Annotated in this window: 8 protein-coding genes and 1 pseudogene; 1 reads left to right on the forward strand and 8 read right to left on the reverse strand. The window is 33.0% G+C overall.

Annotated elements, in window-relative coordinates; genetic code table 11:
- Nucleotides 1-40: 40 nt before the first annotated feature.
- The 4 genes and pseudogenes from MKY70_RS29060 to MKY70_RS29075 all read right to left on the reverse strand — a co-directional run bounded on the left by MKY70_RS29060 (nucleotide 41) and on the right by MKY70_RS29075 (nucleotide 5,332).
- The gene (locus MKY70_RS29060; protein WP_033728725.1) at nucleotides 41-712 is read right to left on the reverse strand and encodes an NAD(P)H-dependent oxidoreductase; all 672 of its coding nucleotides are present in this window, start codon (nucleotides 710-712) and stop codon (nucleotides 41-43) included.
- A gap of 430 nt (nucleotides 713-1,142) precedes the next feature.
- Nucleotides 1,143-2,033, reverse strand: coding sequence for a CPBP family intramembrane glutamic endopeptidase (locus MKY70_RS29065; RefSeq protein ID WP_240381239.1), 891 nt, complete (start codon nucleotides 2,031-2,033; stop codon nucleotides 1,143-1,145).
- A 302-nt stretch (nucleotides 2,034-2,335) separates the two neighbouring features.
- Nucleotides 2,336-2,684, reverse strand: a pseudogene (locus MKY70_RS29070) (3D domain-containing protein); the annotation flags it as partial.
- 242 nt (nucleotides 2,685-2,926) lie between these two features.
- Nucleotides 2,927-5,332, reverse strand: a complete 2,406-nt coding sequence (locus MKY70_RS29075) for a PAS domain S-box protein (protein WP_341026623.1) — start codon at nucleotides 5,330-5,332, stop codon at nucleotides 2,927-2,929.
- 2,107 nt (nucleotides 5,333-7,439) lie between these two features.
- Here MKY70_RS29075 and MKY70_RS29080 point away from each other — a divergent pair.
- A complete protein-coding gene (locus tag MKY70_RS29080; protein WP_240381237.1) occupies nucleotides 7,440-8,177 on the forward strand; it encodes a terminase gpP N-terminus-related DNA-binding protein in 738 nt (245 codons plus the stop codon).
- Nucleotides 8,178-8,211: 34 nt separating this feature from the next.
- Here the strand turns inward: MKY70_RS29080 and MKY70_RS29085 are convergent, their stop codons facing one another.
- From MKY70_RS29085 to MKY70_RS29100, 4 genes are all read right to left on the reverse strand, one after another.
- Nucleotides 8,212-9,666: a cell division protein FtsZ gene (locus MKY70_RS29085; RefSeq protein ID WP_002144330.1), complete on the reverse strand. Its 1,455-nt coding sequence runs from the start codon at nucleotides 9,664-9,666 to the stop codon at nucleotides 8,212-8,214.
- 20 nt (nucleotides 9,667-9,686) lie between these two features.
- Complete coding sequence (locus MKY70_RS29090; protein ID WP_002144332.1) at nucleotides 9,687-10,103, reverse strand: hypothetical protein; 417 nt, start codon at nucleotides 10,101-10,103, stop codon at nucleotides 9,687-9,689.
- Nucleotides 10,104-11,362: 1,259 nt separating this feature from the next.
- Nucleotides 11,363-11,995, reverse strand: coding sequence for a sterol desaturase family protein (locus MKY70_RS29095; RefSeq protein WP_002191655.1), 633 nt, complete (start codon nucleotides 11,993-11,995; stop codon nucleotides 11,363-11,365).
- A 21-nt stretch (nucleotides 11,996-12,016) separates the two neighbouring features.
- Nucleotides 12,017-12,700, reverse strand: coding sequence for a GntR family transcriptional regulator (locus MKY70_RS29100; RefSeq protein ID WP_341026628.1), 684 nt, complete (start codon nucleotides 12,698-12,700; stop codon nucleotides 12,017-12,019).
- Nucleotides 12,701-12,791: the final 91 nt, after the last annotated feature.

Genomic DNA, 12,791 nt, shown 5'->3' on the forward strand with positions numbered 1-12,791 from the left:
ACAATCGTGCCCTTAATGCTGAGAAACATCATCTACAGTTTTATCGCCACGCAACAATTTCATCGAGATTTTGTCTTGTTTTTGGACGTTTGGGATCCTCTTTCCTATATCCGAAAGCGACCATACAGGCTACACCGAAATCGTTGCCGTCAATGATACCCTCGTTTTGCAAAATAGCGTTCACCTGCTTTTTATCAAAACCTTCTATCGGACAGGAATCAATACCAATCTGAGCCGCAGCTGTCATCATGTTTCCTAATGCTATATATGTTTGTTTACTTGCCCATTCAAAAACGAGGCGGTCATTATCTTCCAGCTCTGTTTCAACGAAGGATTTGTAAAAACCAGAAAGATTTTGCACAACTTCTTCAGGCATATGATGAATGTCTTTCATCATTTTGATCACGTGAGCGGAATCATGCCTTAAGCCTTCTTTGCTTCTTGCCAATATAATTACAAAATGGCTGGCAGTAGGAAGTTGTCCCTGGGCACCGCCAGATACAGATTTTAATTTTTCACGAAGCGCTTCATCCTGGATTACGACAAACTTCCACGGCTCCAAACCAACTGAACTTGGAGACAATCTACCTGTCTCCAAAATAAAGTGAAAATCTTCATCCGAAATCTTTTTTTTGGTGTCAAATACCTTGCAAGCATGTCTGAACTGGTAAGCTTTTAAAATTTCCTGTTTTTTACTATCAGTTCCTATCATGTAGAATCATCCTTCCTTTTTAGTAATACTTTAATAAACCATACTTCTCTAAAAATATTTTATTACCCTGCTAGTCAGCTCAATAAACTTTATTTCATATACAGGATAAAAAAGGGAGATAATTATAATTTTAAATTAGATGAAATCCTTACCATAATAAACTCTCTAAAACTTAACTAAGTGCATTTATTCTTTGGATAATTATACTTAACAGCCTTTTAACCACTCTAACCGCTTCAGTTCATTCATTCATTTATTTATTTATCTATTTGCTACAACTATAAAGGTTCAAACAAGTATAACCCCGTTCTACATTTAGGACGGGGTTATACATATATTTGTTTAATCTTAATGTAAGAGACTTCACCACTCTAAAAATATAACAACACAGTCATGTATAAATAAAAGTTCCACTCACCAATAGCGCCGTTTAATTAAACAAGATCTCAAGTAGTTGCTGTGGATGTGCATTAATGAATCCATGTACAATAATAATTACCCACACCTTGCGATAGCGCGCCCACAAATATCCAAGGAATAGACCTACGATACCAAGGTTCGTAATGACCGTGGCCGTATCAGTCCCCCAATGACCAGAGCCATGTATTGCAATATGCCAGCTCGCCCATAAGAGCGAGGTAAGAAGAATCGCCGGCCAGGTACCTAGTAATAATTCCAAACGTGTTTGCAACCAAACCCTATAAAAAATCTCTTCAAGGACACTATTAATAAAAAATCCTAGGAATAAAGTTGCGATTAAAATCGTTCGATCCATTCCTATTGAAACAAATGGTGTAGAGAATACAGAAAAGAAGTTGAAGTAACCCCATATTATAATGACCATAAGCGGTGTAAGCCGATACCATCTATTACTCACCAGTGATTTTACAGGTTTGAACCGTTCTTTGTTGGGGTTACTTTGATAAAACAAAAGAAGCATTAATGGAGTTAACAATAATAAAATAATTTTAGATATCATAAACCACAATTGGAGCGCCATTCCTTCAAAGTTCGCGATGAGAAGACAAATCGTGAAGAGGAATCCGCTCAAGAATAAGACAAAAGTTTGAATCATGATATGCCTTGGTTCGTGCTGCTGAATGGGATTGTAATTTTTACGATGAAATGGTAAGAAACGGACGAGGAATATACCGATAATAACTGGTATCCACTTGTTCCAAAAAGACATCGTTCCCTCATGATCCCCACTATAACGAATGTTTGTTTCTCCATTCCATATAAGCCAAAATGATGAAAGCAAAATGACAAGCATACTTATTACACCAATTAGCCTCCCCACTTTCGGAAAATAACTGCTCATAATTATCCACCCTTTCATCCTATCATTGCCAATTGTTTAATCCTTGGCTCCTATCGCCTCCTATATCAGTATTACTTCATAAGAGCTGGCCCGGTTGTGGAATAGAATGATTTGTATTTTTTTACAGCTATATTATAAATTAGACAATTTTTTAATTACTTAACACATAGATTGTAAATCTCTATATCTGAAAGTTTATTATTTTTCATTTACTACATCCACCTTTGAAATAATTAATACATATAAAAATAAAAGCCAGTCTCAATAAAGAGAACTGACTTCTATTTGGGTAACCATAATTATCATAGAACTTTTACTTTAACAGTTTGTCTTCCCCAATCCATGGCCTTACTTTTTGAACCTACTAAAACATCAATACGATTACCTTTAATGGCACTACCGGTATCACCAGCGATTGCTTCACCATAATTTTCTACCCCCTAATGGAATTACTTTCGGGTCAACTGCTATAATTCTCATATTCGGATTTTTCATTAAATTATGCCCCATTGCACTTAATACACGTCCACCATATGTACCATTTTCACTTGGATCAGCAGTATACGCTGTTGCTACAACCGTTAATTCACGTTTAGCAGACTGTGTGCTAGTTTTAGGTACTTCTTGTGCCTTCGCTGCATTTTTAATTTTCACAAGAATTTATTCCGTTATAATGGCCCGATTGCTGAATAAGAAAAAAATCCTGCACATCAACACAGGATTTTGATCAAACTTTTTTACATATGATCAATCTTTATTTTAAACGATCAGACTTTTTTATAAATTATCAAACTTTTTTTAAAAGTACCTTATACGCTGTTTCCATTTCATTAGGTAACAATAGTATTACATTTTTGTAAGGCTATTTAGAAACTAGTTAATAAAGGAAGGTATTACTTTTGAATTGTACAAATAGGAAGAGTAACTTCAACTGTTGTTCCTTTATTTACTTCACTCTCAATAAATACCTTTCCTTGATGTGTTTCGATAATTTTATAACAAATCATTAATCCTAAGCCAATCCCCTCTTCCTTAATACTGTAAAAAGGTTCTCCTAGATATGGTATACGTTCTTTTGGGATCCCACACCCTTGATCGATAAAACGAATGCTTATTTGATCATTATCAAGTTTATCAATTTGAATCAGAATTTCTCCTCCCATTGGCATGGATTCAATTGCATTTTTTAAAATATTAACAAATACTTGTTTTAATTGATTTCCTTCACATGGAATCAATGGAATACCATGTGTATAATCTGTTCTAATTTGTATATTATTCATCATTGCTTGAGGTTGCAGTATCAATAAAACTTGATCAGTTAGCACACTAATATCATTAGGTTGTATCCTTACCACCTGTGGTTTGGCTACCGCCATAAATTCATTCGTAATACTTTCTATACGCTCAATCTCTGATGATACTATATTTATATACCCCTGATTATTCTCATTTTCTGTTGATTTTAGTAATTGCATAAACCCTTTCATTGCGGTTAATGGATTATTAATTTCATGAGCTATTGCAGTGGCTAATTGTCCTACGACAGCGAGTTTTTCAGATTTTCGTAATAATTCTTCTGTTTTTAACCGTTCAGTGATATCACGAGAGATACTTAAGAAAACTTTTTTGCCATTCAAGTTAAAAATACGGACACTAAACTCGGTTGTTATTGTTTTTCCGGTTGGAAAAATATGTTCATCTTGCAAAGTGAAAGAAGTCTGTCCCTCTCTAATTTTTTCTAACAACTGTATGATAATTGGAGAATCTTGTGGTACATTATTGGGGAATGGCATCGAGAGAAGCTCTTCTCTACTATATCCAAATCTGTTACACCCAACAGGATTTACCTCAATAAATCGACTTGGAAATTGATCCTCATTCAACTCTACAACATATACTGCATCAGTTGCTTGTTCAATTAGTGCACGATATTTCATTTCACTATCTCTTAATTGTTGATGTAATCGTTGCCGTTCTCTTTCTGCTTGTTTTCTTTCGGAAATGTCCCTACATATTGCAGATAAAGCTATCACATTTCCCCTTACATCTAGAAAAGGTGAAACTGTCAGACTGACATCAAGAAGGCTTCCATCGTTACGTTGTCTAACTGTTTCTAATCTCGTAACTACGGATTCTCCTGTTAGAATTTTCCGGATATTTCCAAGTGATTCATCCATTAAGAAATCAGGCACACAAGGTAATCTTTTACCTATGACTTCGTGCGATGACCAACCAAATATCTTTTCATAAGCTTTATTAGCTTGTAAAATATGTCCCTCCCGATCAGATATGGTAATCGCATCTACATTATGTTTTATAAATGATTCCAGTAATTCTTTAGTTGCCCTTAATTCTGATTCTACCTTTTTCCTTTCGGTTATATCGACTGTAGAACCAACAACTTCAATAACTTGTCCATTTCGTTTAATCGGTCTAAGCGCAATAAGAATAATAGTTTTATCATTCGGCCAGGGTAATTCAAATATAATTTCTTTCCCTTCCCACGCCTGAAGATAATACTTCATTAATTGTGGAACTAAATGTGGAGGAATAATAGAAGCATCAATAGTACGTAAGCATTTTCCTACCACCCGTTCAGAATAAATTCCGTTTTGATAATAAAACTGTCCATCACACAAAGTGTGTATAAAATGTTTATCCATTTTTTTGAATTTAAAGATCCCCCCTTGAAGCTCATGTACGGTATCTTTGAGTTCTTGCTTCGATTTTTTTAATTTTTGATTCATTTTAGATAAGTCCTGTGTTAAGTAATATAATCTTTGGTAAGCTTCCATAAGAAAAACACCGATTAAAAGTCCTAAAGCTATAAATACTAAGCCTGGAGTGTATAGCACTGTAGTAATAAAGAATACACCTACTAACCACTTCATACCCACAAAAACAGAAAAGTATAGAGGTGCACTTTTAAATGGATGAAGGCTTTTGAAATAAGTTTTAAAAATAGTAAATAGAATACCCATACCGAAATAAGCCATCACAGGTGGTTCCCAATACCCACCAATGTAAAAGATGCGCATTATAATAATACTAATTAATGTAATCCAACCAGCAATGCGACCAAAGTAAATAAAAGAAAGAATAAGAGGAACAGCGCGGAGATCGTAGGAAAATCCCATGTACGGAAACGAAAAGAACATCAAAGTAACTGCGATGATTCCCCCATAGAATTTTTCAAAATATCGCCTGGAATGAATCGTAAACACTTGAATAAATATTGCTGCGCTAACAAGTAAAGAAAAAATAGAAAGATTGATGAAATAGTCTTTAATAATCATGTAATGTCCCTCCTTGCATTAAGTATATTCGACAAAAAAGCGGAAAATCCTACAAATAGTATAAACAGTTCAGATGCAAAAAATTTAAAATGCATGTAAGTAATCTCTAAATCTTGGACATACTGATACTGTTACTCTAAAAAGTTGTGCAATCGGTATACATATTGAAGAATTAGTACTTCATACAAAGAAATTCTCCCTAAAGGATATTAACACGAGATTAACATATCGCAAAATCGAATCAAAATACAGACCAGAAATGAGATTAACATATCAACAGACATTAACATGTTAACCTTAGGGAGTATTAAAGTGTTAACCTCATGTCAACTCCCCTTACTATTAATGATAACTAGAAACTAACAATACATCGACAAACCATAGGTTTATTAGAATGAGAGTTGAAATACAAAAATTTACAGCATTTAAAAAACACTCAATAAATACAATGATTCCTTATCAATATATAAAGAGTGTTTCTTTATATATTGATAAGAGAATTTCGAGCGGAAGATTAATAGAACATATAGACTGTAAAGTAAACTTACATCCAGTGTATCTGATTGTATTTAATAAAGTAATATCAGAATTACTTTGTAACATGCAACTTAGAGATTCCCGATCTACTATTAGATGCATAATTGAAGATTTAGTACTTCATATAAAGAAATTCTTCTCCCGGAGTATTAATATGACATTAACATTTCGCGAAGTAGGATCTAAATGCATGCCGAGAATGGGATTGACACATCAACAGACATTAACATGTTAACCCTCAAGAGAATAAAAATATCAATGTTATGTTAACTATCATTGTTTTTAATAAAGACAAGACATTAACAACAGATCTATAAAACTACAACTTTATTAGGATGAGAATTAAAATGCGAAAATCCACACTAGTTAAGAATCACACTTTATAAATCGCTAGAAATTCCGCGCTGAAAATTATTAAGAAATGCAGACTATCAAGCAAAGCACTGTCCATTATAGTGAATTCATATCAATAGAATAATATCTTAATTTGAGCAAAATTACTTTGTAATATAAGCTTTAGAAGTTTTAAATCCACTCTTGGATATGTAATTGAAGGAACAATATTTTAATTAAAGATATTATCCCTGCGAGTATTGACATAAGGTTGACATTCTACAGAAACAGGTCCGCATACGTACTAGAAATGAGATTGACATATCAAGAAACATTAACATGTTAATACTTAGAACAACACAATTGTTAATCTTATATCAACCATACTTAATTCTATCGATGACAAGACATTAACAAAACATTGATAGATGTAGATCCTTATTAGTAGCGCTATTAATATACCAGGTTCACAACGATTGAATATTATTTACACTTAATAAAGTCCGTATAGATCCTATTAGTAAAAGCATTTTCTTTGTGATTTACACTTACAAAATAATCATTTAAGCTAATCAACAAAGCGAATAGTACTTTATAGTGTTTCAAACGACTAACAACCAATAAATTAACTATCCTATACAGTCATCAAATTAGAATTTAACGTTCATATAGACCTATAATAGTTATTATCGAAAATTACTTTACTAGTCTTGGGATCAGTTAAAAAGAGACACTACCTCTATTAGTCAAACAGATATCCGTTCTATACTCTCAAGTGTTATGAATGAAACAGGCTCATACTGAAATTATTAATAATATGGACTCTTTTTATCATATTTATACCTATTATTTTTGAAAGTTCAATGCTATATCCTCATAATTTATTTACAAATCGGTTATATTTACTTATCATTAATATTAAGTGAATAAAAATGTCAATCTCATAGCAACAATTTATAAGGATATAAGGGGCAAAGTCACCTCATTAACCCTATATAACATTGATGCATTTTAAGTCCCGGTTAACAAAACATCAACATTCAGCGGGAATAAATCGCGCTTTGTTAATGTGCTGTTAACACTTTGAATGTAACATGTTAATGTCATTTTTCATGTTAATATTAGATAAGGAAGGGATTCCTATTAATATCGTCGAAAAACACTTAACATATCAATCTCATATTTCATGTTAATGTCATTTATCAGCACAATTACATACTGTTAAGGAGGTAATATTATGATTAAGCAGGAAAATCAATCAGCACAAACCATGGTAGATGATGAGAACTCATTACACGAAGACGCTTTTGAAAAAGCCTGGCGAATAACAGAGTTTTCTAAGTTAGTAGGTAGACACCATAATACTGTTTATAATTGGTTCAATACGTTAGAAGAGAAGGGATTGCACGGAACACTTAGAACCAATAATACAAATGAAAAGCTATATAATTCATTGGATTTAAATATAGCACTTTTCATAAAACAGAAAAGGGATGAAAAGTGGTCTTTAGATGCCATAATCGAACTTTTGCCGCATCAATTCGAACTAAGGCCAGTATCTCCTGAAAACCACTCTAATGAAGTATTATCTCAAATTGATTTTCAAGACGCAGCTGAGACAATTGAAAAATTGGTGGAACAAAAAGTTCAAGCATATTTACAAAACATCGAAATACAATTCCAAGAGAAATTTGAAAATGTATTAAAAGCATTGCCTCAACCTGAAGATCCAATTGCTATGAAAGAACGTCAAAGACAAGAGAGACTTGATAACATAATAATTGAACATAGAGCTCGTAAAGAGTTAAGAAGACAAGCTGAAAAACTCTGGAATGAAAAGCCTGAGGAAGAGCGTGTGAAAAAAGTTGGTTGGTTTAAAAAAGAGGAAGATCTAGCAAAAAAACACCTTTTTATAGAGAATTATTTAAACGAAAATATGATAGAGTATATGCAATCTATTATGACATCAGAATAAAAAAGAGGCCCGGGATATTCCCAGACCTCTTTTTTTATTTTGATGTACCAAACATTTTGTCTGGATCCATAAATGCAGCTAATTCTTCATCATTCTCAGCATCTGCTGATGGTTCCTCATTACTAGTTCCCATATCGATGTAATCACCAAAATTAATACTGAAATCATCGTCTTGATCTTGCATTTCAATTGTACTAATTTGAGATTTTTTAAACTGAATTTGATTTTGCTTCTCTTTAAATTCATTGAATTCTTCAACTAAACCTTTAGACAAACGGGACGGTAATGCATCAGTTTTATAGAACGTATACACACTGCCCATAAAATCATTTTTACTAATTAAATACCCATTAAATACCGTACCGTTGATTGGTAATGTATTCGTAACTTCTACTTTTGCATCATCCATAAATGAATCATCGATATTCTTTTGTTCGTCTAGAATTGCAAGCATTCCAAAATGATGCACCTTAGAAGCCTCCAACTCACCATCATCGTTCTTTTTCATTAATTCTATAGGAGGGTGGAAAGAGCTTCCTTTCAACGATTCTGAGAACATATCTACTATTTCTTTACTATTTTCAATTTGATTCATATTGCGAGAAATTTTATTAATAACTAGACAGCCAGTTTTCTCTAATAAAATACGTTTAAAGTCCTGAGAATCTAAAATAACAGATGTTCCTGCGCCATTAGAAGCTGTATTTAATTCATGGATGATTTCACCAATGCGCTGATTAGCATAGTCTCGTGAATTAGCAATACCTTTTTTCTCATTTTCGTTTAATCCCTTAAATTCATCATAGAAATGTTGGTTATCCGCGAAAACAACGAATGCAACACCTTTTGCTGGTTCATTTGCTAACTTCCAAATCTCTTGAGAGAATTTATTTACTTGTCTTAGTACATCAGGTCCATCGGCTCTTACAGGGAGTGTCACAACAATACCCATTTTAATAAAATCTTTACGCTCAATTGCATTATTGAATGCAATTCTTGCATACTTTTGTTGATTTGCTATTAATTCCTCTCTAGAAATTTTCATTGCCATACTTTTAAGTTCTTCAGCGATTATAGGTTTATTATGAAAAGCCGAGAATTCTTCAATTGCTTTAATGATTGTAGAAGTACCTGTTCCACCGCCTAATCCAGCAAAAAATAGTACCAATTCATCTGTTGGTCTTACACGCTCTGTGATGAATTCTTTTAACTTTTCTTTCGCTTCATCATTTGATTCTAGTACTTTTACAGCACGTTCTGGATTCTTTCCTAGTCCGCCTAATTTTAGTGATACTTGGTTACTTTTAGGCACATTTTTTAATTCGGCTAAATCACCATCGTTACTATTTAAAGCAAGACAGTTGTACACAGATGTTCCATCCGTATGCTTATATTCAGCAAATTTATCTACCATTCTAGTTCCGGCTTGACCAAAACCAACCATTGTCATTTTTACTGCTACTTCGTTTTTCAGAAAGTTCTTCGCCATTATTTTATCTCTCCTTTTTCTTATCTATTCGTTTCTTTACGTTTTCCAAGTTCAATTAACACCTGCTGCCCTCTAATTGTTGAGATTAAAAATTTATAAGGGTGCATAATTTTTTCAGTTATTAATGACATTGAAGATAATGTACTAACACTTACTTCAGCTGATCTTCTTGATATATTGGTTCGTTCAACCTCTAATGAGTATGATTTTCCCTTTAATTTCTTAACTCTCCTATCAATTACAACATTACCTACTATTTCATTTATTGAGATGCCTCTCATATATTTCGTCTCTTGGTATTGTTTATTTACCTCAGATCCTATGTAATGAAATACATTATAAAGTATTTCGTCCTCTTCAAGAATGTCTGCAAACATGTTCACAACTTCAGCAGGAAATTTAATTACTTTATACTTTTCGCTCAATACCTCGTTCAAGTTTCCTCCCCCTTAAAACGTTGGTTAATTATTCCTACGAATATATTACATTAATATAAGACGTATATCAAGTGATTATATATAGAACTTACATATAAAGCGTACAAGTATTAAAGTTAGTTAAAATGTTGATATATAAACACGATTATATACAGCGTACATGCACGCTGTATATAATATATATCAATTTCAGGTTTCATATAATTAACAATACCTTCTATAAAACTATAAATTTAATATTTAATTTGACATTCTTTTGAATAATCCTTTATAAAAAATATCAAATTACAAACATTTCATGTTAAAACACTTCACAAAGCATCCATACGCTCTATTCATAAACTTTATATATAAGCCGTATATATAAACCCTTTAAAATAAAGGTTTTGTGGCTACTATATCAATTTCATATCAACATATTTAACATATTTCATTTCTATACAACTTATATGCAAATTCTATATATAAAGTGTATATGTACAGTGTGTATAAAACATACTAAAATCATTGCTCTGTTCATATCATATGGTTTGATATGAACATTTTAGTTTAATAAAGAGACCTTCGCATTCAACTAGATTTATTAACGATTTTTCTTCTATTTAAAACCATTGATAAAGGAGATCTGTCAATGTCATGTTATAAGTTCTCCTTTCAGTTATTAACTCACATAATTGCAAGTTCAATATCTCAAGTGTTAGACTCTACACATTCACTTGTTAATCTCATATGTACACCATCTTTATTGGAGAAAGCATACTGTTAGTCTCACCTCTTCTTTTTTAACGAATTCTGTCATTGTACAAGGGAAAGATGATAAAGAAAGGGATGTGTTGCACCATTTGGTTAAAAAGGTATCTAGATGAAAGAGATGATGAGGGGCTGTATTCGTCGTGCTTTCACGCCTGAATATTCCGAGTTTCTCCGCAATAATATTTTCAGGTGCCATAGCTTTGCGCGAAAATTTTCTTTTGATACGAAGATTCTTCTGGAATGAGTCGCTAAAGAAATCACTGGGGCAAACGCGATACAGATTGTAGATAGCATCGGCGAAACACTTCGTGAAAAATGAAGCAATGCTAAGAGAAATAGAGAAAAAAGCGGGTGCATTTTTCGGTAAGAAAAACTTTAAAACGAGCCTTATGCAATCTATTATCATGCTTACTATTCAATAGGAAAAAATGCCTGTCACTCCCTGAGAAATGTCGAAGCTACAAAATTCATTCGACATTTCCAGGATGATGACAATGGATTATTTTTTATAATTCTATTTTCTGGTCACCACGTTTTTCTAGGTTTTTAGCAGTTTTACTTTGGTCAACATCCTTTTGGTCTTTAAAGGTGCCCATGAGAAAATCATAGGCTGGGTTCGTGACACCATACCAGTAATTTTCATTTTTGAAGTGATGCCATAAATGAACCTTTTTCATCCATCGCCCCCATGGTGATATTGGTTGAAGGGGGCGATGCGCGATATAATGCTTCCACTCATAAAATAATAAAAAGAGCATAATACCTGCAATAAATGCGTTTGTCATGACAAAGCTGGATGAAAGAAAATAAAAAATCGCTCCTGAAATTGCAATGTTTGGCACACTATACCATAAGGGTAAAAATAATAAATGTAATTCATTCGGATTTGTATGGTGATCATAATGTAGGCGCTTAAGTATTTTTAATAAGAATGCATTCTTTGGTGGCTTTAGATGAAAAATAAACCTGTGAGTAGCGTACTCAGCTAAGGAATACATAATCATTCCCAAAATAAAAGCACCCCAAATTCCGATAGAGGTTAAATGTAAAATCATAAATCCAAAACTAGCGAAGAAAAGACAGCTCATGATCAAAATATCAGGATAGGAAAAATATTCTTTAAAATATTTTAGTTTCATTTATCACGCCTCCAGCTTTCTTTATTTTTTTCTATCTTTCCAGAGAGCCAAGCTTTTCTCCAATGTTGTCTTACACAATCTTTCCGCTTCAATTGCATCTCCCTTTAATGCAGCTTTTAATAAGTCGTGATAATAGTTGAAGGACAACCCACGATGATCTTTTACAGAAAAATATCTTTTCGCCATATCTACATAAATGGAATCGAAGCTATTTAAAATGAGTAGAAAGATCGGATTGGCAGCAAGCCCAGCACACCTTTTTTGCAAATACCAATCAAATGCTGCATAGCTTTCTGCACTATCTTCAAGTTGGTCAAGATTAGCAAGGAGAGCAACCACTTTAGGTTGATTAAACGTAACAGCATCACGAATATAAGTCGGAGTCAACGAACTTCTAAATTCTAATAAATACATAATAAATACATCTGTAATGGTATGATGATTCTCAACAATATTAATAAGTGTCGTTAGATTCCCATTGCTCCAATAATCATTAATAATCGCTGGCATTCCTTTTCTTCCTGTTATCCATCCACTCCTTTCTAAACGTTGAAGCGCCTCCCGAATAGTTGGGCGACCAACACCAAATTCTTTCGCAAGTTCTCTTTCCGGCGGTAAAGTACTTCCTACAGAATAAACACCAGCCAATATGGATCTAATTAATTCATTCTCAATTTTATCTGAGGAGCGTTCCTTTTCTTTCAAGCCATCGTCCCCTTTATTTTTTGGTAATACATTTTGAAGATATTGGTAATACCAAAAATTATATAACGTGTTTGAATTTTCCGTCAATAAG

This window comes from Bacillus sp. FSL R9-9492 (assembly GCF_038007365.1).
In the GTDB taxonomy this organism is placed as follows: domain Bacteria; phylum Bacillota; class Bacilli; order Bacillales; family Bacillaceae_G; genus Bacillus_A; species Bacillus_A mycoides.